The organism is Sorangium sp. So ce117 (assembly GCF_051524395.1).
Lineage (GTDB): Bacteria > Myxococcota_A > Polyangia > Polyangiales > Polyangiaceae > Sorangium > Sorangium cellulosum_B.
In genome coordinates this window covers 6,606,895-6,632,882 of the sequence record NZ_CP150309.1, presented here as the reverse complement: position 1 = coordinate 6,632,882, position 25,988 = coordinate 6,606,895, and the positions used below count along the sequence as shown (strand labels likewise).

12 protein-coding genes are annotated in these 25,988 nt (G+C 71.1%); 7 read left to right on the top strand and 5 right to left on the bottom strand.

Annotated features, from left to right (window positions below; translation table 11 throughout):
* The first annotated feature begins 88 nt into the window (after positions 1 to 88).
* Both WMF46_RS24750 and WMF46_RS24745 read left to right on the top strand, forming a co-directional pair.
* Positions 89 to 5,260, top strand: a complete 5,172-nt coding sequence (locus tag WMF46_RS24750; RefSeq protein ID WP_437987837.1) for an nSTAND1 domain-containing NTPase — start codon at positions 89 to 91, stop codon at positions 5,258 to 5,260.
* 534 nt (positions 5,261 to 5,794) lie between these two features.
* A complete protein-coding gene (locus WMF46_RS24745) occupies positions 5,795 to 10,387 on the top strand; it encodes an nSTAND1 domain-containing NTPase (RefSeq protein WP_437987933.1) in 4,593 nt (1,530 codons plus the stop codon).
* Positions 10,388 to 10,412: 25 nt separating this feature from the next.
* On the opposite strand, the gene WMF46_RS24740 is transcribed toward WMF46_RS24745, so the two are convergent.
* The gene (locus WMF46_RS24740) at positions 10,413 to 11,663 is read right to left on the bottom strand and encodes an MFS transporter (RefSeq protein ID WP_437987836.1); all 1,251 of its coding nucleotides are present in this window, start codon (positions 11,661 to 11,663) and stop codon (positions 10,413 to 10,415) included.
* A 242-nt stretch (positions 11,664 to 11,905) separates the two neighbouring features.
* On the opposite strand from WMF46_RS24740, the gene WMF46_RS24735 reads away from it, so the two are divergent.
* Positions 11,906 to 14,308, top strand: coding sequence for a hypothetical protein (locus WMF46_RS24735; protein ID WP_437987835.1), 2,403 nt, complete (start codon positions 11,906 to 11,908; stop codon positions 14,306 to 14,308).
* A 47-nt stretch (positions 14,309 to 14,355) separates the two neighbouring features.
* A complete protein-coding gene (locus tag WMF46_RS24730) occupies positions 14,356 to 16,575 on the top strand; it encodes a hybrid sensor histidine kinase/response regulator (protein ID WP_437987834.1) in 2,220 nt (739 codons plus the stop codon).
* Between the two features lie 102 nt (positions 16,576 to 16,677).
* Here the strand turns inward: WMF46_RS24730 and WMF46_RS24725 are convergent, their stop codons facing one another.
* Genes WMF46_RS24725 through hisS form a run of 3 tightly spaced genes read right to left on the bottom strand, consistent with a single transcriptional unit; the run spans position 16,678 to position 20,332 of the window.
* Complete coding sequence (locus WMF46_RS24725) at positions 16,678 to 17,289, bottom strand: COMM domain-containing protein (RefSeq protein WP_437987833.1); 612 nt, start codon at positions 17,287 to 17,289, stop codon at positions 16,678 to 16,680.
* The gene (locus tag WMF46_RS24720) at positions 17,286 to 19,073 is read right to left on the bottom strand and encodes a hypothetical protein (protein WP_437987832.1); all 1,788 of its coding nucleotides are present in this window, start codon (positions 19,071 to 19,073) and stop codon (positions 17,286 to 17,288) included. Before WMF46_RS24720 ends, WMF46_RS24725 begins: the two co-directional genes overlap by 4 nt.
* Positions 19,070 to 20,332, bottom strand: a complete 1,263-nt coding sequence (gene hisS, locus WMF46_RS24715; protein ID WP_437987831.1) for a histidine--tRNA ligase — start codon at positions 20,330 to 20,332, stop codon at positions 19,070 to 19,072. Before hisS ends, WMF46_RS24720 begins: the two co-directional genes overlap by 4 nt.
* A 138-nt stretch (positions 20,333 to 20,470) precedes the next feature.
* Here hisS and ruvX point away from each other — a divergent pair, with 138 nt between their 5' ends.
* Positions 20,471 to 20,893, top strand: coding sequence for a Holliday junction resolvase RuvX (gene ruvX, locus WMF46_RS24710; RefSeq protein WP_437987830.1), 423 nt, complete (start codon positions 20,471 to 20,473; stop codon positions 20,891 to 20,893).
* Between the two features lie 7 nt (positions 20,894 to 20,900).
* On the opposite strand, the gene WMF46_RS24705 is transcribed toward ruvX, so the two are convergent.
* The gene (locus WMF46_RS24705; protein WP_437987829.1) at positions 20,901 to 22,469 is read right to left on the bottom strand and encodes a serine/threonine-protein kinase; all 1,569 of its coding nucleotides are present in this window, start codon (positions 22,467 to 22,469) and stop codon (positions 20,901 to 20,903) included.
* Between the two features lie 359 nt (positions 22,470 to 22,828).
* On the opposite strand from WMF46_RS24705, the gene rpsO reads away from it, so the two are divergent.
* Positions 22,829 to 23,095, top strand: coding sequence for a 30S ribosomal protein S15 (rpsO, locus tag WMF46_RS24700; protein WP_437987828.1), 267 nt, complete (start codon positions 22,829 to 22,831; stop codon positions 23,093 to 23,095).
* Positions 23,096 to 23,650: 555 nt separating this feature from the next.
* Positions 23,651 to 25,924, top strand: a complete 2,274-nt coding sequence (gene pnp / locus WMF46_RS24695) for a polyribonucleotide nucleotidyltransferase (protein ID WP_437987827.1) — start codon at positions 23,651 to 23,653, stop codon at positions 25,922 to 25,924.
* Positions 25,925 to 25,988 lie beyond the last annotated feature (64 nt).

Here is a 25,988-nt window from a genome sequence, read left to right as displayed (position 1 = left end):
ATGGGATCGGGTAGGGCGTCGAGCTCTCTCGTCAGCAGGCGCGACAAGCTCGGCCGTCGGGATCGCTGCTTGTCGATGCGGGGTGAGGATGTTTCGCCTGAAGCTGGCGAGCGAGGCGGCGGCGCGCGGAGGGCCCAGGATGAGCCGGGGGATCCTCGCGCCAGGGATGGTGTTCCAGGGCCGCTACGAGATCTTGTCATGCTTCCGGGCGAGCCGCCGAGCGGCGGTTTACAAAGGGCGGCTGACCGATAGCGGTCAGCCGATCGTCGTTCAGATCATGCGCCTGGCGCGGGACGGAGCTGGCGCGCATCTGGTGCGGCGTGGCTTGGCGCGATTCCTGCGGGAGATGCGTAGTTGCACGCGGCTCCACCACCCCCGCATCGGCTGGCCCATCGACTGGGGGCACGCCGGCGAGGGGCGGCTCTATGCCGTCTTCGAGCTCGTGCCCGGACGTGCGGCCAGTGTGGAGGGCAGCGGGCGGGAGGGGCTGGAACCCAGGGGAGAAGGGGCGAGCGGAGAGTCCGAGATTCTGGTGCGGCGACGACCGGACCGCCCGAGCGCGCGCGGAGCTCTTGGCCAAGAGGCCGTGCGCACGCTCGCGCTTGCCGGCGTGGCGCCCAAGGAGGCCGCGGCCGACCCGATGCACGAGGAGCGAGCGCGAGAGGCCGCGCTGCTACCGGCGCAGGACGCGAGAGCGCTCGCGAGAGCGACGCTGGCGGAGCGCGCTCCGGGCTCCGAGATCGCGGATCTCGTCGGCACGATCAAGCATTACGAGATCATCCGCAAGCTGGGCCGGGGCGGCATGGGAATCGTGTACCTGGCGCGGGACACGAAGCTCGGGCGCCTCGTCGCGATCAAGCTCCTGAGCGAGTACAGCGGGCAGGGGATCGAGCGGTTTCTTGCCGAGGCGCGGGCCACGGCGCGCTGCCGTCACGAGAACATCGTCGTCATACATGAGGTGGACGAGATCTGTGGACACCCATACCTGGTGCTCGAGTACATCAAGGGCCGCACGCTGAGCGAATGGCTGGCGCAGCGCGAGCACCCGAGCGCGCCAGGGCTGCTCGCTGCGATAGGGCCGTCCGGCCCGATGCCGCCCGGCCAGGTGGTGGAGCTGATGATCCCGGTGGTCCGCGCGCTGGTCTGCGCGCACGAGCTTGGAATCGTGCACCGCGATCTGAAGCCGGACAACATCCTGATCGATGACGCAGGATGTATCAAGGTGCTCGACTTCGGGATTGCCAAGCAGCTCGATGTCCAGATGATGTCGACGATCACGGGGGCGCGGGCGGCGCTCGCGGGAGGCGGTGACCTGGGCCATCGGAGCGCGATCATCGGCACGCCCGCCTACATGTCGCCCGAGCAATTGCTGGGCGGGGAAGTGGATCCTCGCAGCGACCTCTGGGCCATGGGAATTCTTCTGTACACGCTGCTCGTGGGAGCGCATCCGCTTGACCCATTGTCGGTCGCGCGGCTCGCAGACATCGTGAAGCTCGACCTGCCCATGCCGCGCGTGAGCGCGCGGCGCCCGGACGTGGGCGCGCTCGGCGCCCTCGTTGATCGCTGCCTGAAGAAGCGGAAGCACGAGCGAATCGGCTCGGCCAGGGAGCTACTCGCGGCGCTGGAGGCGCTGCTGCCCGGTCCAAAGGGGCCCGAGCTGGGCGAAGGAGAGAGCCCGTTCGCGGGGCTGTCTGCGTTCCAGGAGGCCGACGCAGCGCGCTTCTTCGGCCGCGATCGAGACGTCGGGGCCATGACGGCGCGGCTGCGCTACCAGCCGCTAGTCACGGTCGCCGGTCCCTCCGGGGCGGGCAAGTCGTCGCTCGTGCGCGCCGGGGTGATCCCGGCCTTGAAGCGCTCGAGCGCGCGATGGGAGACGTTCATCGTCCGGCCGGGGCGCCGGCCGCTGTCGGCGCTCGTCGACGTGCTCGTGCAGGTGGCCGAGTCCGAGGTCGCCGAGCACGACGGGATCGTCGCCGCCTTGCGCGCGCAGCCGGGCCATCTGGGCGCTCGGTTGCGGGCGCGCTGTCGTCGTGAGGGGACGAGGCACCATGTTCTGCTCTTCGTCGATCAGTTCGAAGAGCTGTACACGCTGAGCGCCAGCCGGGAGGAGCGGGCGGCGTTCATCGCCTGCCTGGAAGGCGTGGCTGACGATGCATCGTCGCCTCTGCGCGTCCTGCTCGCGATTCGCTCGGACTTTCTCGATCGCATGGCCGGGGACCACCCCCAAATGACCGACATGGCCTGTGGGCTCTCCGTCCTGCCACCCATGGGGCGCGATGGCCTGCGCGACGCATTGACGAGGCCGATCGAGGCGGCTGGTCATCGCTTTGAGACCGCGGAGATGGTCGAGGACATGTTGGGCACGCTGGAGAGCACGCGCAGCCCCTTGCCGCTGCTGCAGTTCACGGCCGCGAAGCTGTGGGAGTCGCGGGATCGCGCGCGCCGGATTCTGACACGAGGCAGCTATGAACATCTCGGCGGTGTGGCCGGCGCCCTGTCCTCCCACGCGGACGCGGTGCTCTCGGCGCTGTCGATGCGCGAGCAGCGGCTAGCCCGGGCGGTGCTCGTGCGCCTGGTCACGCCCGAGCGTACGCGCGCGGTGGTGAGCCTGGATGAGCTCGTCGAGCTCGCTCAGGGCGCCGATGGGAGCGCTGGCGACGCGATCGCGCAGGTGGTCCAGCACCTGGCCGGCGCTCGGCTCCTCCTCATTGAGACCGGCGGCGAGCGCGAGGGCGCGACAGTGGAGCTGGTGCATGAATCCCTGATCGAGCGGTGGGCAAAGCTCGGGCAGTGGCTCGCCGAGAGCGAGCACGACGCGCAGTTCCTGGCCCGGTTGCGGGTCGCTGCCCAGCAGTGGGAGGTGAGCGGCCGAGCCGAGGGGTTACTCTGGCGCGACCGAGCGGCGGAGGACGCTAGGGCGTGGAATGAGCGGCGTCGCGCCGAGCAGAGCGCCGATGGAGACGACAGGATTGGCAGGCGAGAAGAACGCTATCTGTCGGCCGTCGTGGCTCTGCACGAGCGAGCGCGGCGCCTGCGCTTGCGCCAGCGGTTCGTGGAGGGCGTGCTCGTCACGCTCGGCGCTGTCGTGGTTGTCGTGGTGCAGCTTGCGATAGATGCCGGCCAGCAAGCCGTACGCGCCGACGAGCAAGCTCTACGCGCGGACCGAGAAGCGGCTCGTGCACAGATCGAAGCCCGCGAGGCACGCAACGCCACCCTCATGGCCACGGCTCGCGAGATGCAGGCCGATCCCACAACGACGCTCGCGATTCTGCGCGAGGTCGAGCCACCCGATGTGCCGCGAGGATGGGCCTTGCTCGCGCGGTGGGCGCTGAATAGCGGGGTCTCGCGCGCTGTGCTCAGCCATCCGGATCTCGTCAGCCATGCGGCCTACAGCCCCGACGGCAAGCGCATCGTTACGGCCTCCGCGGACGCGAACGCGCGGGTCTGGAATGCCGACGGGACGGGCGAACCCGTGGTTCTTCATGGCCACGGGGATCGGGTCACTTCAGCAACCTTCAGCCCTAACGGCAAGCGCATCGTCACTGCGTCCTATGACAGGACCGCGCGGGTCTGGAACGCTGATGGCAGCGGCGAGCCCGTGGTCCTCCGCGGCCACGAGAAGGCGGTCCGCTGGGCGGCGTTCAGCCCTGACGGCAAGCGCGTCGTCACTGCGTCCTATGACAGGACCGCGCGGGTCTGGAACGCCGATGGCAGTGGCGAGCCCGTGGTCCTCCGCGGTCACAAGGAGGTGCCCTACTCGGCGGCGTTCAGCTCCGATGGCAAGCGCATCGTCACCGCGTCCTATGACAGGACCGCGCGGGTCTGGAACGCCGACGGGACGGGCGAACCCATGATCCTTCGCGGTCACAAGAATGTGATCTATTCAGCGGCGTTCAGCCCCGACAACAAGCGCATCGTCACTGCGTCTTATGACAGGACCGCGCGGGTCTGGAACGCTGATGGCAGCGGCGAGCCCGTGGTCCTTCGGGGCCACGATGACGGGCTCACCTGGGCGGCGTTCAGCCCCGACGGCACGCGCATCGTCACAACGTCGTCGGACAAGACCGTGCGGGTCTGGAACGTCGACGGGACGGGCGAACCCATGATCCTTCGCGGTCACGAGGATGGGGTGTATTCGGCGGCTTTCAACCCTGACGGCACGCGCATCGTCTCCGCGTCATGGGACCGGACCGCGCGGACCTGGGATGTCGATCGCGCGGGTGAACCTATGCTCCTTCGCGGTCACGAGGACGTCGTGCATTCGGTGGCGTTCAGCCCCGATGGCACGCGCATCGTCACCGCGTCCAATGACAGGACGGTCCGCCTATGGAACGCCGAGGGGGCCGGTGCGCCCCTGGTCCTCCAGGGTCATGAAGATGGGATTTCTTCAGTAGCGTTCAGTCCTGATGGCAAGCTCATCATCTCCGCATCCTGGGACATGACCGCACGAGTATGGAACATCGATGGCAAACGCAGCCCCCTAATCCTCCGCGGTCACGCGGAGGGGCTCTCATCGGCGGCGTTCAGTCCCGATGGAAGATTCATCGTCACCGCATCCTATGACAGGACTGCACGAATATGGCACGTTGATGGCAAACGCAGGCCCCTAATCCTCCGCGGTCACGCGGAGGGCGTCGATTCGGCAGCGTTCAGCCCCGACGGCAAGCGCATCGTCACCGCGTCACGGGACCGTACGGCGCGGGTCTGGAACGCCGACGGTACCGGTGAGTTCCTGGTCCTACGGGGTCACGAGCACTGGATATCCTCGGCGGCGTTCAGCCCCGACGGTAAGCACATCGTCACCGCATCCAACGACAGGACTGCGCGGGTCTGGAACGCCGATGGCACCGGCGAGCCCTTGGTGCTCCGAGGACACGAGCACTGGGTGCTCTCGGCGGCGTTTAGCCCCGATGGCAAATACATCGTCACTACATCTCAGGACAAGACGACGCGGGTGTGGAACGCCGATGGGACGGGCGAACCCCTGGTCCTGCGCGCCTCTGACTCCCCGGTTAAGGACGCGGCGTTCAGCCCGGATGGCAAGCGCATCGTCACGGCCTCCGACGACAAGGTCGTGCGAGTGTGGTCCAACCTCAACCCGCTCCGCGGCATCGATGACCCGAAGCTGTGGACGGCGACGACCTATTGCATGCCCATCGAGCGGCGAATTGAGCTCCTTCGCGTGCCCGAGGCCACCGCTCGATCCGACCAGCAGGCCTGTCTGCGTCGGGTTGACGCAGCCCGCCCGACTGCTCCTTGAGCTCGGCCGACCTCGGCTTTCGGACCACGCGACACGGCCGACCGATGACGAACGTCGCCGCTCCGTGTTGTAGATGCCGCCAGGGCGGGCCGGTTCTCCGGCTAGACGAGCCCTACGGCGGCACCCACCACGGGATCGCGGTCTGCCCGTCGGCCAGGTTGCTCACCCGAGGTGCGACTGCAATAACAGGGTGCCACGAACAACAAGACCATTGCGCGGAAATCGCTGGAACGTCGAATGAACTGAGATTGTGGGGAAGGGAGCCGCCCGGGCCTCCAGAGCGGCGATGCCGGACGGGGCGGGGGGACGATGCCATCAAGCAAGGATAGGCAGCAAGGCTGCCTGAGCGTCGAGCCGGATGCGCCGTTGAGCTCTCTCGTCTCGCGCAGCGCTCCTGCTGAAGAGGCGGTGCGCACGCTCGTGCTCCCCGAGCTCGCGCGCGCGGAGGACGTGGTCGGCCGAGTGCCCGAGGAGCGAGCGCAACAGACCGCGGTCCGGCCGTCACCGGCGTCGACGACGCTGGCGGGCGCGACGATGGCGTACCGCGCTCAGGGCTCGTCGCTCGTGGATGTCGGCGGGACGATCAAGCACTACGAGATCATCCGCGAGCTCGGGCAAGGCGGCATGAGCATCGTGTACCTGGCCCGGGACACGAAGCTCGGGCGCCTCGTCGCGATCAAGCTGCTGATCGAGTACAGCGGGCAGGGGATCGAGCGCTTCCTGGCCGAGGCGCGTGCCACGGCGAGCTGCCGGCACGAGAACATCGTGGTGATCCACGAGGTGGACGAGCTCCGTGGACACCCGTACCTCGTGCTCGAGTACATCAAGGGTCGGACGCTGAGCCAGTGGCGAGCCGAGCGCGAGCGCACCGGCGCGCCGGGCCCGATGGCGGTCGAGCTGGTTGTCGAGCTGATGATCCCGGTGGTCCGCGCGCTGGTCTGCGCGCATGAGCTCGGGATCGTCCACCGCGATCTCAAGCCGGAGAACATCCTCATCGACGACGCAGGGTGCATCAAGGTGGTCGACTTCGGGATCGCCAAGCAACTCGATGCCAAGCTGCTATCGACGCTCACGGAGGCGCGGGGGGAGCTCCCGGGAGATGATGAACAGAGCTTCCGGAGCGCGCTCGTCGGAACTCCGTCCTACATGTCGCCCGAGCAATTGCTGGGTGAGGACGTGGACGCGCGCAGCGACCTCTGGGCCGTGGGCATCCTCCTGTACACGCTGCTCGTGGGGGCGCACCCGCTCGACCCATCGCCGATCGAGCGGCTCGCGGACATCGTGAACTTCGATGTTCCCATGCCGCGCGTCAGCGCGCGGCGCCCTGATGCGGGCGCGCAGGGCGCCCTCGTCGACCGGTGCCTGAGGAAGCGGAAGGACGAACGCATCGGCTCGGCCAGGGAGCTGCTCGCCGAGCTCGAGGCGCTGCTGCCCGGTCGCAAGGCGTCCGGGCTCGGCGAGGACGATTGCCCGTTCGCGGGGCTCTCCGCGTTCCAGGAGTCGGACGCCGCGCGCTTCTTCGGCCGCGATCGGGACGTGACCGCCATGACGGCGCGGCTGCGCTACCAGCCGCTCGTCACGGTCGCCGGGCCCTCCGGGGCAGGCAAGTCGTCGTTCGTGCGCGCGGGGGTGATCCCGGCGTTGAAGCGCTCCAGCGACCGCTGGGAGACGTTCACCCTGCGCCCTGGGCGCCACCCGATGTCGGCGCTCGTCGATGTGCTCGCGCAGGTGGCCGAGTCCGAGCGCGCGGGCGCGCCGGCGGGCCCGGTCGAGCTCACCGGGAACGGTGGGATCATCGCCACCTTGAGCGCGCAGCCGGGCTACCTGGGCGCCCGGCTGCGAGCGCGCTGCCGCCGTCAGGGGACAAGGCACCACATCTTGCTCTTCGTCGATCAGTTCGAGGAGCTGTACACGCTCGGCGCGAGCCGCGAGGAACGTGCGGCGTTCGTGGCCTGTCTGGAGGGCGCGGCCGACGACGCCTCGTCGCCCCTGCGGGTCCTGCTCGCCATCCGCTCGGACTTCCTCGATCGCGTCGCCGATGACTACGAGTTCATGACCCACGTGACACGCGGTCTCTCCTTGCTGCCGCCCATGGGGCGCGAGGGCTTGCATGACGCCTTGACGAGGCCGCTGGACGCGGCCGGTCTTCGCTTCGAGACCGCCGAGATGGTCGAGCACATGCTGGACACGCTGGAGAGCACGCGCAGCCCCTTGCCGCTGCTGCAATTCACGGCCGCGAAGCTGTGGGAGGCGCGGGACCGCGCGCGCCGGCTGCTGACGCGGGACAGCTATGAGCAGCTCGGCGGCGTCGCCGGGGCGCTCTCCGCGCATGCGGACGCGGTGCTCTTGGCGCTGCCGGTGCGCGAGCAGCGGCTGGCTCGGGCGGTGCTGGTGCGCCTTGTCACGCCCGAGCGCACGCGCGCGGTGGTCAGCCTGGACGAGCTGTGTGAGCTCGCACAGGACAGCGAAGGCCACGCCGGTGAGGCGATTGCGCAGGTGGTCCAGCACCTGGCCGGGGCGCGGCTGCTGCTCACCGAGGCCGGTGGAGAGCGCGAGGGCACGACCGTGGAGCTGGTCCACGAGTCGTTGATCGAGAGGTGGGCAAAGCTCGGGCAGTGGCTGGCCGAGAGCGAGCAAGACGCGCAGTTCCTTGCCCGGCTGCGCGCCGCGGCCCAGCAGTGGGAGGCGAGCGGTCACGCCGAGGGGCTGCTCTGGCGCGATCGCGCGGCGCACGAGGCCCGAGCGTGGCGAGAGCGCCGCCGCGCCGAGCAGGGCGCCGAGTGGCGCGTCGGGCTCGGCCAGCGCGAGGAGCGCTATCTCCTTGCCGTCGTGGCCCTCATGGATCGCGCGCGGCGGCTGCGGCGGCAGATCGCCATGGGCGTGATCGCGATGCTCACCGCGATCGCGCTCATGGTGTCCTACCTCGCGATCAGCGCTGACCGGCAAGCCACGCGCGCCGAGCAGCAGGCCGCGCGCGCCGACCAGGAAACGGCCCGTGCGCAGGCCGAAGCCCTGCAAGCGCGCAACGCCACCCGCATGGCCGCGGCGCGCGAGCTGCAGGCCGACCCCACGACAGTGCTCGCGATATTGCGAGAGGTCGAGCCGTTCGATGTGCCGCGAGGGTGGGACTTTCTCGCGCGCTGGGCGCTGCACAGCTGGCTCGCTCGTGCGGTGTTCACCCATCCGGATGGGCTCAATTCTGCGGCGTTCAGCCCCGACGGCAAGCGCATCGTCACGGCGTCGTGGGACAAGACGGCGCGGGTGTGGAACGCCGACGGCGCGGGCGAGCCCGTGGTCCTGCGGGGGCACAGCAAGGCGATCTGGTCCGCGGCGTTCAGCCCTGACGGCAAGCGCATCGTCACGGCGTCGTGGGACAAGACGGCGCGGGTGTGGAACGCCGACGGCACGGGTGAGCCGCTGGTCCTTCGTGGCCACGAGGAGCGTGTCGCGGGCGCGGCGTTCAGCCCCGATGGCAGGCGCATCGTCACGGTGTCCCAGGACAAGACGGTGCGGATATGGAACGCCGACGGCACCGGAAGTCCCCTGATCCTTCGGGGCCACGAGAATCTGGTTCGTTCCGTGGCATTCAGCCCCGATGGCAAGCGCATCGTCACGGCGTCGTGGGACAAGACGGCGCGTGTGTGGAACGCCGATGGCACGGGCGAGCCGCTGGTCCTTCGTGGTCACGAGGACGTGCTCAACGCTGCGGAGTTCAGCCCTGACGGCAGGCGCATCGCCACCGCGTCCTCGGACAAGACGGTGCGGATGTGGAACGCCGACGGCACGGGCAAGCCCTTGGTCCTCCGGGGGCACGAGCAGGAGGTATCCCATGTGGCGTTCAGCCCCGACGGCAAGCGCATCGTCACCGTGTCCCGCTGGGACAAGAGAGTGCGCGTGTGGAACGCCGATGGCACGGGCGAACCCATGATCCTTCGCGGTCACGAGGATGGGGTGTACTCGGCGGCTTTCAACCCCGACGGCAAGCGCATCGTCACCGCCTCCAATGACAGGACGGTGCGAGTGTGGAATGTCGCGGGTACGGCGGAGCCATTCGTCTTTCGGGGTCATGAGAATGCGGTCTATTCGGCGGCGTTCAGCCCTGATGGCAAGCGCATCGTCACCACGTCGTACGACAAGACAGCGCGGGTGTGGAACGCCGACGGGTCGGGTCATCCTTTGATTCTCCGTGGTGAGGCTCCGATCTATTCGGCGGCGTTCAGCCCTGATGGCAAGCGCATCGTCACCGGGGCGTACGACAAGACAGCGCGGGTGTGGAACGCCGACGGCTCCGGTGAGCCCATCGTGCTTCGTGGTCATGAGGACCGGGTCTGCGCTGTGGCGTTCAGCCCCGACGGCGAGCACATCGTCACCGGGTCATATGACAAGACAGCGCGGGTGTGGAACGCCGACGGCTCCGGAGAGCCGACGGTGCTCCGTGGTCACGAGGATTGGGTCCAATCTGCGGCGTTCAGCCCTGACGGCAGGCGCATCGTCACGGCGTCCCGCGACGAGACGGTGCGGGTATGGAATGCCGATGGCACGGGCGAGCCGCTGGTCCTTCGTGGTCACGAGGCTCATGTCAGCAAGGCGTCGTTCAGCCCCGACGGCAAGCGCATCGTCTCGGCGTCATGGGACAAGACTGCGCGGGTGTGGAACGCCGACGGCGGCGGCAAGCCCCTCGTCCTCCGGGGCCACGAGCACTGGGTCAGCGCTGCGGCGTTCAGCTCCGATGGCAAGCGCGTCGTCACGTCGTCCGAAGACGGGACGATACGGGTATGGAATGCCGATGGCACGGGCGAGGCGCTGGTCCTCCGTGATTCGGAGTCTCCGGTCAACAGCGTAGCGTTCAGCCCCGACGGCAAGCGCATCGTGAGCGGGTCGGACGACAAGGTCGTGCGCCTGTGGACCGATCTCGAACCGCTGCACGGCGTCGATGACCCGAAGCTGTGGACCGCGACCACCTACTGCATGCCGATCGAGCGGCGAATTGAGCTCCTCCGCGTTCCCGAGACCATGGCCAGGGCTCATCAGGAAGACTGCCTGCGCCGCGTCGAGGCGGCCCGCGTGGCCGCCCCCGGGTCCCAGCCAGGCTCGGCTGCCCGACCGAGCGACACCGTCGGTCGATGACGAGCACCCTCCCTCGAGCGCCCCCTCACCCCGCCCGCAGCCTCCACACCGCGGGCCGCAGCAGCAGGAGCGGCGCTGCAAACCCCGCGATGACGAACGCCCAGACCGTCGCCTCCACGCCGAGCCGCCCCGCGAGCCAGCCGGCCGCCAGGGTGCCCGCCGGCAGGAGCGCCCCGGTGAGCACATGGAGCGTTGCGTCGACCCGGCCGAGCACGTGCAGTGGCAGTATGGATTGCCGGGCGCTCACCGCGTGGATCATGAACGCCATGAGGAACGCGTCCCCGATGAGCTGGTGCACCACGAGGGCAGGCACCGCGAGCCGCCCGAGCTGCGCGGCCAGCGGGATGAGCGCGCAGCTGGCTTGACTCATGAACAGGCTGAGGATCATCGCCGGCCCGGCGCCGAGGCGTCGGCCCAGCCAGCCCGCGAGGAAACTGCCGCCCAGCGCGCCGATGCCGCCCACGCTGATGATCAGCCCGACCGTGGTCGTGTCCAGCCGCAGATGCTCCAGGAGATAGAGCATGTACAGCGCGGAGAAGACCCCGCCGAGCAGGAGGGCGTGGGCGGCCATCGCCAGGAAAGTCGCCCCGACCACGGGGTGGCCCAGGCCATGGCGCAGCCCCACCCGGAGATCCTCGACCAGCGAGGCGCCCCCATCGCCTCCGCCGTCCGCGGGGACGGCCGGCGCCTCCGCCGCCCGGATGCGCCCGAGGAGCGCCGCCGACACGAGATACGACAGCGCGTCCACCACCATCGTCACCGGCGCCGTCAGCGCCTGGATCAGGATGCCCGCGGCGCCGGGGCCGGCGATCTCCGCGGCGGCCTCGGTCCCCTCCAGCCTGGCGTTTGCCTTGACCAGGTGGTCTTGCCCCACAAGCGCCGGCAAGTAGGCGTTGTCGGCGATCTGGAACAGCGACGTGGCCATGCCCACCAGCGCGGCCACCACGGAGAGCTGGAGCAGGGTGAGCGTGCCGGTCCAGGCCGCGATCGGCACCGAGAGGATCAGCGCCGCGCGCACGAGATCCGCGCCGACGAGGAGCGGCCGCTTGCGCGAGCGATCGACGAGCCCGCCCGCGAAGAGCCCCACGAGGACGGCCGGCGCGGTGGACACGGCGGAGAGGACCGCCACGCCCGACGCGTCGGCCCCGAGGCTCACGATGGCGATCACGGGCAGCGCCGTGCGGCTGATGCGGCTGCCGACCGCGCTCACCGCCTGCGCCGCCCAGAGGCGCAGGAAGTCGGGATGGTGTGAGAGGCCGACGGGAGGAGGGGACATCGTCTGGGGCGTGAGCAGAGCAGAAAAGAGGAGGGAAGGAGAAGCGTGCACTATCGAACACGGCTGATCGGCGGCCATGCGATCACCGCTCACGGTGTCGTCGGGTCCTCGGAAGACACCGCCCTCCTCCCCGGACCGTCCATCGAGAACGCAGCTCGCCGGATTGCGCCGGGGCGCCCGCATCCCGCTCGCCTCTCCGGGCAGGCGCGGCTACGAAGGCAGCCCTGGAGTCCCACGCGACCATGCCCACGCTGCTGCGTTCACCGGCCACCAGGCTCGGCGCCGCGCTCGTCGCGATCGCGATGGCGCTCGTCGGCTTCCTGCCCCTCTTCGACGGCCCCGGCTACGAGAGCGCGCTCGCCGCCGGCCTGATCGTCCCGGGCGCCGCGGCGATCGTGACCGCCCTCGACGTCGCCGCGCATCGGCCGCCGCCTGTCGAGGCGTTCCGCCGCGGCGTCGCGAGCGGCGCCCTGCTCGCGGTCGTCGCGTACGCCACCACGCTGGCGCACGGCCTGCGCGCCGGCTTCTGCGATGTGCTCGGCGGCTCGGCGCACTTCGCCCTCGGACCCGGGCTCGGCGCGGCGCTCGGCGGCGCCTGGGGCGCCGTCGCGGGCGAGCTCGCGGCCGGCATCCGCCGCGACGACGCCGCGCCTCCCCGCCCGGCGTGGCGGCGCCGGCTCATCGCTGTGCTCGCGGCGCTCGCCGCCCCCCTCGGCGCGATCGGCGTGAGCGCCGTCCGCTTCTACACGAGCCCGATCGTCTTCGCTTACGACCCCTTCGCGGGCTTCTTCAGCGGCACCCTCTACGACACGGTCGTCGACGCGTCCGGGCTGCTGACCTACCGCGCCGGGACGCTGGCCACCCTGTTCGCCGCGTCGGCGCTCGCGCAGCACCTCGTGCATGATGCGGGCGGGCGGGTGTCGTTCCAGCTCCAGGGACGGCCCGGGCTGCTCCTGCTCGGCGTCGCGAGCGCCGCGCTGAGCGCCGCGACCCTCCTGGAGGGCGCGCGCCTCGGCCACTTCCAGACCTCCGAGAGCATCGCGGCCGAGCTCGGCGCGCTCTCGAAGGGCCAGCGCTGCGAGGTCGTCCACCCGCGCGGCGTACGCGAGGCCGACGTCCAGCGCTTCGTGCGCGAGTGCGACGCCCACATCGAGGCCGGCGAGCGCTGGCTCGGGGCGCCCGCGGTGGTCGACGGCCAGCCGCTCCGGGTCCGCGCCTACCTGTTCGAGAGCGCCGCGCAGAAGGGCGCGCTCATGGGCGCGTCGCGCACGTACGTCGCGAAGCCGTGGCGCCGCGAGGTGTACCTGCAGGCCGCCGGCTACCCGCACCCGACGCTCGGGCACGAGATCATGCACGTGCTCGCCGGCGCCTTCGCCCGCGGCCCGTTCAAGGTCGCCGGGCGGCTCGGCGGGTGGCTCCCCGACCCGGGGCTCATCGAGGGGATCGCCGTCGCCGGCTCGCCAAGGGAGGGCGAGGACCTGAGCCCGCGCGCGTGGGCCAAGGCGATGAAAGATCTCGGGATCTTGCCGCCGCTCGCGCGCCTGTTCGCGCTCGGCTTCCTCGCCGAGAACTCGTCGACCGCCTACACCGTGAGCGGCGCGTTCGTCGGCCACGTGCGCGCGACGTACGGCGCGGACGCGGTGCGCGCCTGGTACGGCGGCAAGGCGCTGCCGGAGATCACCGGCGCCTCGTGGGAGGTGATGGAGCGCGCGTGGCACGCCGATCTCGACGCGCTCACGCTCCCCGACGCGGCGAAGGCGCAGGCGAAGGCCCGCTTCGATCGGCCGGCGCTCTTCGAGCGGCGCTGCCCGCACGTGGTCGACGCGTGCACCCACGAGGCGGAGGCGCTGCGCGCGCGCGGCGACCACGAGGGCGCCATCGCCGCGTACCGGCGCGTGCTGTCGCTCGACCGGAGCCCCGCGCCGCGCATCGCCATCGCCGAGACGCGCCTCGCCAGCGACGCGCCCGGCGAGCGGAGCGAGGGGATCCGCGAGCTCGAGGGCATCGCCGGGGACGGGTCGATCCCGCGCCACCTGCGCGACCGCGCGGCGGAGCGGCTCGGCGACGTCGCGCTCGCCGCGGGCGACCGGGAGCGCGCGGCGGCGCGGTACGGCGAGGTCGCCGGCCGGCTCGTCGACGAGGACCGGCTCAGGACCCTCGACGTGAAGATCGCCGCCGCGAACGACGAACGCGCCCGCGCGGCCATCGTCGAGCTGCTGATCGGCACGCGCGGCGGCGCGCCCGACAGGATCCGTGCGGCGGAGCTCCTCGGCGCGTGGGCCGCGCAATCCCCGGGCGACGGCCTGCCGAACTACCTGCTCGGCCGCCATTACCTGAGCGACGGCCGCTTCGATGAGGCCGCCGATCGCCTGGACCGCGCGCTCGCGGCCCACCTGCCCATCCAGCGGGTATGGATCGAGGCCGAGCGGCTGAGGCTCGTTGTCGCGTGCGGCGTCGAGGACGTCGAGACCGCCCGCAGGATGTTCGCCCAGTACGCAGCGCACGACGGGGCCGCCGGCACGGGGCCGGCCGTGAGCGAGGAGCGCCGGGACGCCGCCCTCCGCCTGCTCGAGCGCTGCGCCGGCGCGGCGGCCCGGCCTATGTCCCCGGCGACCGCGGGCGACCCGCCGGCCGGAGAAAAGTGAAGAATGCCTCTCGTCCCTGCGCGCTGACGTGGTGAGATGTCGTGGAAATGCACGCAGAGCCTGCGAGCGAGAGGGTTGGCCGCCTCGTCGCGCTGAACGCTGTCCTCACCGTCGTGGCCCGCCACTCGAACCTGCTCCTGCCGAGGCCGTTCGAGGAGCTCGCCGGGGCCGTCGGCCGGTTCGCCGCGTTCCAGCTCTTCGCGGTGGTGTTCCCGGAGTCGGAGGGCGGGCTCCGCGCGTACTCGGTCTTCCGCGGCGACGCGCTCGCCGCCGCGCCGTTCGGCGCGCGCCTGCCGGCGCCCGCGGCGCTCTTCCGGCGGGTGTTCGCCGAGGGCGAGCCGTTCTCCTGCGACGACGCCCGCGCGGGGAACGCCCTCGCCCAGATGGGCGCCAGCGAGGGGTGCCTCTCGTACGTCGCGCTCCCGGTGCGGGCCGCGCCTCCTGGCGCCGAGCCCGGCCACCCCGCCGCGCGCTCCGCGCCGGCCGGCGCCGGAGCCGGCGGCTTCGGCTGCCCGATCATCGCGGCGCTCGTCGTCGGCTACGGGGACGCCGGCGCGGCGGCCTCGGCGCCGATCCTGCTCCTCAAGGAGATCGCCGACGCGCTCGGCGCCGGCCTGGATCGCTCGCTGCGCGTCGTCGCCGGGGAGCGCGAGGCCGCCGAGCGGCTGCTCAGGATCCGCGAGCTCGAGGAGCAGCACCGGAACCTCCTCGACAACGCGCCGCTCATCATCTTCCGGCTCGATCCCGAGTCCGGCGAGCTCTCGTTCCTGAACCGGCACGCCGAGCGGCTCCTGGGCGTGCCGGTGGCCGAGGCGCTCAGGACGCCGGGCTTCCTCGGGGAGGCCCACGCCGACCCGGAGGGCGTGATGTGCTTCGAGGACGCGGTCGCGCGGGCCAAGCTCGGGGCCCCGTCGGCCTCCTACGAGGCGCGCCTGCGGCGGCGGGGTGGCGACGCGATCACCGCGCGCGGCACGGTGTACCCGCTCGTCTCGGATCGCGGCCGCGTCGTGGCGATCGAGGGCGTCCTCGCGGACGTGAGCACCGAGCACGCGGCGCGCACGCGGCTCATCCAGGTCGATCGCCTCTCGACGCTCGGCACGCTCGCGGCCGGCGTGGCGCACGAGATCAACAACCCCGCGGCGTTCATCCTGCTCGGCCTGGACATGCTCGACCGCCTCCTGCGCGGCCCGAACGTGCGCATGGAGGGCAGCGCCGCCTCCAGCGCGTCGGAGCTCGTGAAGGAGCTGCGCGACTCGATCAAGCGCATCGTCGACATCGTCCGCGATCTCAAGCTGTTCGCGAGCCCGCCGCAGCCCGAGGGCTCGCGGCGCACGCTGACGGACGCGAACCGCACGGTCGATTCCGCGCTGAGCCTCACGCGCGGCCAGATCATCGAGCGGGCGCAGATCGTGAAGAACCTGTCCGAGGTGCCGCCGATCCTCATGGATGACGGCCGGCTCGGCCAGGTCATCGTGAACCTCCTCGTCAACGCGGCCCAGGCGATCCCGAAGCCGGGCTCGAAGCACGAGGCCCGCGATCAGACGGTGACGGTCGAGACGCGGAGCGACGGGGAGACGGTCGAGATCGTGGTGAGCGACACCGGCGCCGGCATCGCGGAGGAGAACCTGCCGCGCATCTGGGCGCCCTTCTTCACGACGAAAGGTCCCGAGGTCGGCACGGGGCTCGGGCTGTCGATCAGCCGCGAGATCATCGAGCGCGCGGGCGGGCAGATCACGGCGGAGAGCCCCGTCCCGGGGAGCGTCCCGCCGGGCGGCGCGCGCTTCATCATCTCGCTGCCCGCGGCGGGGCGGACGGACGAGGCGACGCCGAGCGTCTCGCCTGTGCCGCGGCTCGTCTCGAAGCGGGTGCGCGTGCTCGTTGTGGAGGACGAGGCGTCGCTCGCCCGCGCGCTGTCCGAGCAGCTGGGCCGCGTGCACGAGGTGGCGCTCGCGCCGAGCGCCGACGCCGCGATGGGGATGCTCGCGGGCGGGCAGCGCTTCGACGTGGTGCTCTGCGATCTGCGCATGCCCGGCATGTCGGGCGACGTCTTCTACACGCGGATCCGCGAGAGCGATCCCGTGCTGGCCCAGGGGTTCATCTTCATGACCGGCGTGGGCTTCGGCGCCGATGTCGAGCGGTTCCTCGCCTCGTCGGGCCGCCCGCTCCTGGAGAAGCCGTTCTCCGCCGAGGACGCGCTCTCCGCGATCGCCGAGGTCGTCTCCGCGAACTCCGCGCCCCGCCCGGAGGCGCGCGACAGCAGCAGGTAAGAGGCGCCCGCGCTGTCGCCGGTGGGACCTCCCTGTCGTCCACGTCGCGCGCTCGCGATCCGTGACCGGCGCGCCCGCTGGAGCGCGCTGGTCACCGACAGATCAGCCGAGGAGCTGCGCGCAGATCTGCTGGAGCTCCCGCAGCACGTCTGGGGTGGCTTGCAAGGTGATCCGGGAGCGGTGCTCGCCCTCCTGGTAGCTCAGCGTGAGCACGACGACGGGGGCGGCGATCTTCGCGCCGCGGCTCGCGGCCGCGATCGTGTCGACGCGCCAGTCGACGCCGGTGAGCAGCTTGCCGTGATCGAGCAGCGCGCCGCGCACGATCTCCCGCCGCACGACCGCTCGGGCCTGGTCGTAGCCGGCGAGCAGGATCGCTTGGAGCTCCTCGGCGCCCTCGCCTGGCGCGAGCGCCGCGAGGTCGGCCGCGAGCGCGGCGCGGTCGAGGTCGCGCTTGCTCGCCTCGCGGACGAGGAATCGGCACGCCTTGAGCACGCGCGCGAGCGCCTCGGAGCCGACCTCGTGCCGGCGGCAGAACGCGTCGAGGAGCCGCTCGACGGCGGCGGGCACCGGCTCGCCGAGGCTCGGCCCGAGCGCCTCCCAGAGGCGCTGCCGCGCGCCCTCGGGCAGCTCCAGGAGCCGGCGCAGGTCGGCGGCGAGCTCCGGGGGCGGCGGCGCTCCGCCGAGGCAGCGGAGCTCGGCACCGTGCGGGCTCATTGGCTCAGCTGGATCGGGACGTAGAGCGCCCGCATCGTCGCCGCCGTGCCCGCGCGCGTGTACCCGGCGAGGCCGAACAGGACGTTCCACCAGTGACCTTCCGGGGTCTCGCCGTACGAGAACAGGGGGACGAGGTGGAACTCCCACTCCTTGCCGTTCCGCACCCGGTGCTCCCGGTACACGGTGTTGAGCGCGACCTGCGTCACCGAGTTTGGATCCGCGAACCGGAAGAAGAACGGCAGGGCCACCGTGGTGCGCGACGTCGGCGACGCGAAGTCCCAGAGGAACGGCGCGACGACGAGGTGCGTCGAGTCGCGGTTCCTCCCCGAGTAGAAGAACGGATAGATGTCCGTCTCCCAGCCGGTGAGATCCCGCGTGTGCCGCACGAGCGGCGTGAGCCAGGTGGTGTCGCTCAACCCGTGGCGCTTGAAGCGGCCATAGAACGGGAAGAGCACGAGATCATCGCTGCGCGGCGAGGTGTTCCGGTAATAGAACGGGAGCAGGAACGTCCGCTCGAGATCGATGTCCGGATCCCGGTATTGCCAGAAGAGCGGCGTGATCATGTCGAGCTCCGTCCGCCCTCGGTAGCGAGCGTAGCCCCAGGTCGCGAAGGTGCTCTCGCCCTCCTCGCCCCGCGCCTTCAGGAAGAGCGGCGTGATGAGCAGGCTCTTGTTGCCCTCGTACCCGTAGTGGAAGAACGGGAACAGCGTCGTGCGATCGTGGTTCTTGCCCCAGCTGTGCCAGTAGAAGGGCATGATGTTGAACACGTCGCCCTTGCGGGAGTGCTGCCACATCAGCGGGCCCCACACGTTCGTGGAGCGGTCTCCGACGTCGCTGTAGTGGTAGTAGTGCAGGAGCGGCGGGATGACCTCGTACTCGCTGCTCTCGTCGTGGCCGTAGAAGTAGAGGGGGGCCAGGCCGAGATCGATCTTGTCGGCGGTGCGCGTGTCGCACGCGGGGCCGCCCTTCCAGCTGCAGAAGAGCGGGCCGATCAGGTTGAAGCCGCTCCGCGCCGTGTGGTGCGTGAAGGTCAGCAGGGGAGGGATGTGGAAGTAGCCGCTCCCGTCGTCGCGCTTGCCCTCGAAGAAGAGCGGCGCGAGCCAGTTGTCGTGCCGGCCCGGCTCTGCCGCCCGCCCGGGGCTCGCGGGGCGACCCTCGGACTCGCGGTGCATGAACGGGCCGACGATCGTCGTGTACGTGTTCTCGTCGCGGAGCTTCCAGAAGAAGGGGAAGAGCACGTCGGCGTCGACGTCCTTGCTCCGGCGGTTGTAGTAGAGCGGCGTCACCATCGTGGCGCGGTCGCCGGGCATCCGGCGCTCCGCCCACAGGGGGAAGACTGTCCTGAACTGGTAGCTGCCGCTCCGCTCGCTGTAATAGGGGCCGTACCAGTCGCGCTGGATCTCCTCGGCGCGCCCGCGCTCCCACTCGCCGACGTCGTTCGTGCCGATCTGCTTCTTGACCGCGGGCGGCACCGCCAGCGGGTCCTCCGGCAGGGTCGGCTCCTGGGTCTGGATCGGGCTCTCCTCGGACGTCGGCGCCGCGTGCGTCTCCGGCGTGCCGGGCGGCGGCTTCGGCGGCGCGCTCGCGGGCGGCGGCTGCGTCATGCCGGGCTGGCCGAAGCCGAGCTGCGCCGCCGCGACGGACGGCGCGGCGAGCGCGGCCAGCGCCGCGGCGAGCGACAGCGCCGATCGCGCGCGCCGAGCGCGGCCCCGCCCCTCGCCCGCCGGCGCGCCGCGCGCCCCTCGCGAGCAGTCCTGCGCTCCCATCGCCTCGGAGGAGGTCAACGCGCTCCCCGCTGGCCGCCGGGCGACGCTTCGAGGGCCCGATCCGCGAGCACGCGCGCCGCACCCTCCAGCGGGATCTCCTCCTGCACGTGCGCCACGAGATCCTTGATCTGGAGCACGCCGCGCTCGATCTCCGCGTCGCCCAGGATCACGCAGAGCCGCGCGCCGAGGGAGTCCGCGCGCCGGAGCATCGCCTTGAGCCGCCCGCCGCGCCCGTCGAGCTCGACCGGGACGCCGAGCGCGCGCAGCTGCTTCGCCAGCACGAGCGCCTGATCCGCGCCGCTCTGGCCGAGCGGGGCGAGGAAGCAGCCTGGCCTCCGGCGGGGCGAGGCGCCGGGCATCATCGTGAGCAGCCGCTCCATCCCCATCGCGAAGCCGATCGCGGGCACGCTCGGCCCGCCGAGCCCCGCGACCATGGCGTCGTAGCGGCCGCCGCCCGCGAGCGTGCTCTGGGCGCCGAGATCGCCCGCGGTCGCCTTCACCTCGAAGAGCGTGCGCGTGTAGTAGTCGAGCCCCCGCACGAGCGACCGATCGACGACGTAGTTCACGCCGAGCACGTCGAGGCAGCGGCGCACGCCGTCCCAGTGCGCCCGGTCCGCGTCGTCGAGCAGATCGAGGATCGACGGCGCGTCGCGCGACACCTCGTGATCGCGCTGGTCCTTCGAGTCGAGGATGCGCAGGGGGTTCTTCTCCAGGCGGCGCTGCGAGTCCTCGCTGAGCTCGGCCTTGCGCGGCGTGTAGTGGGCGAGCAGCGCCTCGCGGTAGCGCTCGCGCGTGCCCGCGCTGCCGAGCGAGTTCACGTGGACCACGAACTCGCCGACCCCGATGTGCTGCAGGAAGCCGGCGACGAGGTCGATCGTCTCGGCGTCGCAGAGCGGACCGGGATCGCCGAAGAGCTCGCAGCCGGCCTGGTAGAACTGGCGGTAGCGCCCCTTCGCCGGCCGCTCGCCGCGGAACATCGGGCCGAGGTAGTACCAGCGGGTGACCGGCTCCTTCGCGTGGACCGCGTGCTCGACGTAGGCGCGCGCGGCGCCCGCGGTGCCCTCGGGGCGGACGGTGAGGTGATCGCCGTGGCGTTCGAAGGAGTACATCTCCTTCTCGACCACGTCCGTCGTCTCGCCCATCTGGTGCCGGAAGAGCTCCGTCGGCTCGAGCAGCGGCGTGCGCACCTCGGCATAGCCGTGGAGCTCCGCGTGGAGGCGGAAGGCCCCCTCGAGCTTGTGCCAGCGCTCCACCTCTTCGGGGAGGATGTCGTTCATCCCCCGTACCGCGCGCAGTTCCATCGCGCGGCGCTTATGGTCGGTGCTGGCGAGCGGGTCAAGCCGGTCGGATGCTTCCCGGTTACGCTCGGGTCTCGCCGGCGCGTCGCCCGAGGACTATGGGGTCTTTCCAGAGGCATGGCGAAGGCGAAGGCACGCGCTGCGGCGATCGATCTTGGGAAGGCCCGCGTGGGCGTGGCGGTGACCGACGAGCTCGGGCTCTACGCGCACCCGCGGCCGCTGCTCGACGGGCGAAACCGGAAGGCGCTCCTGGAGGCCCTTGCGGCGCTCGCTCGGGACGAAGGCATCACCCGGTTCGTCGTGGGGCTGCCGCTCGAGATGAACGGGGACGAGGGGCCCGCCGCGCGGCGGGCAATGGCCTTCGCGCAGGCGCTGGCGGACGCGGCCGGCGTCGAGGTGGAGCTCGTCGACGAGCGGCTGACGACGGTCGAGGCGGCACGGCGGCTGCGCGACGGGGGCGTCTCGGGGCGGAAGAGCAAGGAGCGCGTGGACGGGGCCGCGGCTGCGCTCCTGCTCCAGGCGTGGCTGGACCGGCGCTAGGGCGGAGCTATCGGCTCTCGCTGCGGAGCAAGAGGTACGCGCCGGCGGCGCCGATCGCGCCGACCGCGAACAGCACGACGTCCCACATGGGCCACGCGACGCCGGCCGCGCGCCGGAGGACGACGGCCTCCACCACCCGCACGAGCAGCGACGCGAAGCCGTACGCGCACAGGCCGACCACGATCGGCCGGCGCAGGTTGTCGGCCAGATCGACCGCCTTCATGCTGTTGTTCCAGACGGTCTTGCGCACGTGGCTCGCGCTGATCAGCGCGGGGGTGATCAGCGCGAAGCCGATCCCGGACGCGAGCAGGACGGCCTCGAGGCCCGTCAGGTTGTCGGTCACCTGGCCGCCGCGCGACAGGCGGATGATCGCGGTGACCAGCGTGACCAGGCTGCCGGCGACCCAGAAGAGGCCGAGCGCGAAGAGCAGCAGGATGAGCGGCCTCGCCATGCTCACCTGCTGCGCCTGGCGGAGCTGCATCGTCGGCGCCACGCGCGGCGCCGACGGCATCGACACGCGCGGCCCGGGCGACCCGGGGGCGTCGAGCTCCTTGGGCTCGGCCTCGCTGGTGTCGTAGAGCGCGAGCTCCGCGTCGAGCTCCTCCATCGTCTGGTACCGATGGCCGGGCTCCTTCGCCATGGCCCGCTGGATGATCATCTCGAGCGGCTCGGGGATGCTCGGCTCGAGCGAGCGCGGGCGGGGCGGGTCCTCGGTGAGGACCGCGGTGAGCGTCGCGGTCGGATCGTTGCGGTCGAACGGGCGGCTGCCGGTGAGGGCGCAGTAGAGGATCGCGCCGACGGCGTAGATGTCCGCCCGGTGATCGACGCGCTCGCCGCGGGCCTGCTCCGGCGCCATGTACGAGGGCGTGCCCATGATCATGCCGGTCTGCGTGAGCGCGGCGCCTGGCGCGTCGTCGACCTTGGAGATGCCGAAGTCGATCACCTTGGCCGTCGGCATCGCGAGGTCGCCGGTGAGGAACACGTTCTCCGGCTTCATGTCGCGGTGCACCACGCCCTTCGCGTGGGCCGCGGCGAGCGCCTTGCAGATCTGCCGGACGATGCGCACGGCGGGGCCGGTCTTCATCTTGCCGGCCTCGTTGAGGTAGTCGGCGAGCTCCTTGCCTTCGAGGAACTCGTTCACGAGGAACGGACGGCCCTCCGCGGTGCGGTGGACGTCGAAGACGGTGACGACGTACGGGCTCTGCACCGCGGCCGCGGCCTCGGCCTCGCGCTGGAAGCGCGAGATCACCTGGGGCTGCCGCGCGAACTCCGGGTGCAGCATCTTGATGGCGAACCGCTTGCTGGAGATCCGCGTGTGGCGCGCCTCGTAGACGCGCCCCATGCCGCCCTCGCCGACGACGCGCACGACCGTGTACGTCTCGTTGAGCGTCTTGCCGACGAGGTCGTCGCGGACCGCGTCGTCCTCCGACTCGTCGAGCGTCGCGGCGTCGCGCGGGCAAACCCTGAACTCGGCCGGGTACCGGACCCCGCAGGTGGGGCAGACCTTGGGGGTCGAGTTGTCGCTCCCGGAGGTCGGGAGCGCCGTGGCGGAAGCGGAAGAGGAGAGGCTCGTCATCGCGTTCGCGATATGAAGGTCCGACTGCGAGCCGCGCGCGTCCGACTGCGGTCGGGAGGCTTCGTCGGGGGGCCGCATGGTGCCGGGCATCGCCGACCGAGGGTAACCAATCGGCCGTTCTGGGGGTGACAAATCGCGCGGCCCGTGTCGACCGCGTTGACGGACCGAGGCACCTGCGTATACTCGCGCGCTCCTCAGCTCACTGGCCTGAACTTCGCGGGCTTCCGCCACTACGGGCGTGGGGCTCACATTCAGGCGTCACTTGGCCAGCCGCCGGTCCCGTTCTTCCGTTTTCTTCGGAGAGGACGAGCCGGCCCGGACGCTCGGTAGCGCACCGGCAGGGCCATGGAGAGCCAGCCATGCTGCACTCGGTTCAGAAGACGGACATCATCCAGAAGTACGCGATCCATGACGGCGACACCGGGTCGCCGGAGGTCCAGATCGCCCTCCTCAGCGAGCGGATCAACCAGCTGCAGGAGCACTTCCGCACGCACCAGAAGGACCACCACTCCCGCCGCGGCCTGCTGAAGCTGGTGAGCCAGCGCCGCCGGCAGCTCGACTACCTGAAGCGCGTCGACATCGAGCGCTACCGCGGCCTCATCGGCCGCCTGAACCTCCGCAAGTAGCGCGACTCTCGGGCCGATCAGGCCTGAGGTCCCGGCGCGAGGCGTGCGTCGCACGCCCGCGCTGCGCGAGAGCAGGCGACCTCGCCTGCCGTCGGCCCGCTGGGTCTGCCTGTCCCACCTGCTGCTTCACCCCACCTCCGGCGGTTCCCCCCAGCGGCTCGTCCGCGTGGGATCGGTCCTGCTCGCGGCCCGCACGCGCTCGGTCCGCCTCATCCGCGGCTCCGCGCGCGCCTTTCTGCACAAGCACCCCTGCGCGCGCGGCCGTTCCGGTCCCTTCCGTTCGGGAGGTTTTGCGGGACGCACCCCTGAACGCCTGCGTTTTGCGCTGGCGAGAGTGGAGCGGACGCTCTAAGGAGGTCACTCATTGACCACGGACCGGCGGGGCGATCGGGCCTCGCCGTTCCCGAGCGCGGGCTCCGCGCGTCTTCGTCTTCGCTTCGTGCGCAGCAGGTCGGCTCCTGCGCAGGAACCGAGGAAGAAGAGCAGCCCCTCGCGCTCGGCGTAGCGCCGCACGCAGCGGCCCTCGCGATCGCGCGAGAGAGAGCTGAAATCCCAATGTTCGTTCGTGAATCCGTCATGGTGGGTGGCCGTGCCCTCACCCTCGAGACCGGCCGCCTGGCCAAGCAGGCCCACGGGGCCGTGCTCGTCACCTACGGCGATACGATGGTGCTCGTGACCGCCGTCTCGCAGGACGAGCGGCCGGGCCTCGACTTCTTCCCCCTCACCTGTGAGTTCGTCGAGAAGACGTACGCCGCCGGCAAGATCCCCGGAGGCTTCTTCAAACGCGAGGCGCGCCAGCGCGAGGAGGAGATCCTCTCGAGCCGCCTCATGGATCGCCCGCTCCGCCCCCTCTTCCCGGAGGGCTTCAAGCGGGACACGCAGATCATCGCGACCGTCCTCTCCAGCGACAAGCAGAACAAGGCGGACGTCCTCGCCCTGACGGGGGCGAGCGCCGCGCTGCACATCTCGGACATCCCCTGGCACGGGCCGGTCGTGGGCGTGCGCGTGGGCCGGCTCGACGGCGAGTTCGTGGCGTACCCCACGGTCGCCGACATCGAGCGCTGCGACATCGACCTCGTCGTCGCCTGCTCGCGCGACGCGATCGTGATGGTCGAGGGCGGCGCCGCGGAGGCGACCGAGGCGGAGATCATCGACGCGCTGATGTTCGCGCACGAGACCGCGCAGCCGGTCATCGATCTGATCGAGAAGATGCGCGCCGCGGTGGGCAAGCCGAAGCGCGAGTTCGTCGCGCCGGCGCTGCCGGACGAGATCAAGCGGCGCGTCGCCCAGATCGTCGACGAGGACCTGAAGGCCGCGACGAAGGTGACCGACAAGAAGGCGCGCTACGACGGCTACAGCTCGCTCAAGAAGAAGCTGACCGAGACGCTGAACGCCGAGCTCGGCGCCGAGAAGCTCCTGCCTTTCCAGGGGCTCGTGAAGGCGGAGTTCGAGGAGCGCAAGGCGCACGTCGTCCGCACCTACGTGACCGAGGAGGGCAGGCGCATCGACGGCCGCGACGGCAGGAGCATCCGGCCGATCATGTGCGAGGTCGGCCTGCTCCCGCGCGTGCACGGCAGCGCGCTGTTCCAGCGCGGCGAGACGCAGGCGATCGTCACGACGACGCTCGGCACCTCGACCGACGAGCAGAAGATCGACGGCCTGATGGGGGAGACGTGGAAGCGCTTCTACCTCCACTACAACTTCCCGCCCTTCTCGACGGGCGAGACGAAGCCGCTCCGCGGCCCCGGCCGGCGCGAGATCGGCCACGGCGCGCTCGCCGAGCGCGCGCTCTCCCGGATGATCCCGGCGCCGGATCAGTTCCCGTACACGATCCGCATCGTGTCGGAGACGCTCGAGTCGAACGGCTCGTCGTCGATGGCGGCCGTCTGCGGCGGGTGCCTCTCGCTCATGGACGCGGGCGTGCCGATCAAGTCGCCCGTCGCGGGCATCGCGATGGGCCTCATCATGGAGGGCGAGCGCTACGCGGTGCTCTCGGACATCCTCGGCGACGAGGATCACCTCGGTGACATGGACTTCAAGGTCTGCGGCACGGCGCGCGGCGTGACCGCGATCCAGATGGACATCAAGATCGCGGGCCTGAGCCGGCAGATCCTGGCGCAGGCGCTGGATCAGGCGCGCGAGGGGCGGCTCCACATCCTGGGCAAGATGCTCGAGACGCTGCCGACCACGCGGCCCGAGCTCAGCCAGTACGCGCCGCGGATCACCACGGTGCGCGTGAAGCCCGACCAGATCCGGCTGATCATCGGCCCCGGCGGCAAGACCATCAAGGGCATCGTCGACCAGACCGGCGTCGCGATCGACGTCGAGGACGACGGCACGGTGAACGTCGCGTCGGCCGACTCCGACGCGGTGAAGAGGGCGCTCGACATCATCAAGGGCCTGACGGCCGAGCCCGAGGTCGGCGCGACCTACAAGGGGACGGTCAAGCGCATCACCGACTTCGGCGCCTTCGTCGAGATCCTCCCGAACACCGACGGCCTGCTGCACATCTCGGAGATGGCCCACACGCGCGTCGAGCGCGTCGAGGACGTCGTCAAGGAGGGAGATTCGCTCGACGTGAAGGTGCTGAGCGTCGATCGCGAGGGGAAGATCCGGCTGAGCCGGCGCGAGCTGCTCCCGCTCCCGGAAGGCGAGGAGGGCGATCGGGCGCGCGAGCGCATGGCGCAGGCGCGCGACGCCGGCCCGCCGCCGCGGCGCGATGGGCCGGGCGGGCGAGGCGGCGATCGCGGCGGCGATCGCGGATCGCGGCCCGGCATGGAGCGCGATCGTGGCGGGCCGCCGCGCGAGCGCCGAGAGCGCCGCTCCTAGTCACAAGACCTCAAGGCGGGACCTCATGCCGCGCTGCGGCGCGCGCCCGAGCCGTCCCGCCGCT

Bases quoted from the DNA above. Each gene is read 5' to 3' on its own strand.
- WMF46_RS24750 (WP_437987837.1), top strand. From the start codon at position 89: ATGTTTCGCCTGAAGCTGGCGAGCGAGGCGGCGGCGCGCGGAGGGCCC.
- WMF46_RS24745 (WP_437987933.1), top strand. From the start codon at position 5,795: ATGGCGTACCGCGCTCAGGGCTCGTCGCTCGTGGATGTCGGCGGGACG.
- WMF46_RS24740 (WP_437987836.1), bottom strand. From the start codon at position 11,663: ATGTCCCCTCCTCCCGTCGGCCTCTCACACCATCCCGACTTCCTGCGC.
- WMF46_RS24735 (WP_437987835.1), top strand. From the start codon at position 11,906: ATGCCCACGCTGCTGCGTTCACCGGCCACCAGGCTCGGCGCCGCGCTC.
- WMF46_RS24730 (WP_437987834.1), top strand. From the start codon at position 14,356: ATGCACGCAGAGCCTGCGAGCGAGAGGGTTGGCCGCCTCGTCGCGCTG.
- WMF46_RS24725 (WP_437987833.1), bottom strand. From the start codon at position 17,289: ATGAGCCCGCACGGTGCCGAGCTCCGCTGCCTCGGCGGAGCGCCGCCG.
- hisS (WP_437987831.1), bottom strand. From the start codon at position 20,332: ATGAACGACATCCTCCCCGAAGAGGTGGAGCGCTGGCACAAGCTCGAG.
- ruvX (WP_437987830.1), top strand. From the start codon at position 20,471: ATGGCGAAGGCGAAGGCACGCGCTGCGGCGATCGATCTTGGGAAGGCC.
- WMF46_RS24705 (WP_437987829.1), bottom strand. From the start codon at position 22,469: ATGACGAGCCTCTCCTCTTCCGCTTCCGCCACGGCGCTCCCGACCTCC.
- rpsO (WP_437987828.1), top strand. From the start codon at position 22,829: ATGCTGCACTCGGTTCAGAAGACGGACATCATCCAGAAGTACGCGATC.
- pnp (WP_437987827.1), top strand. From the start codon at position 23,651: ATGTTCGTTCGTGAATCCGTCATGGTGGGTGGCCGTGCCCTCACCCTC.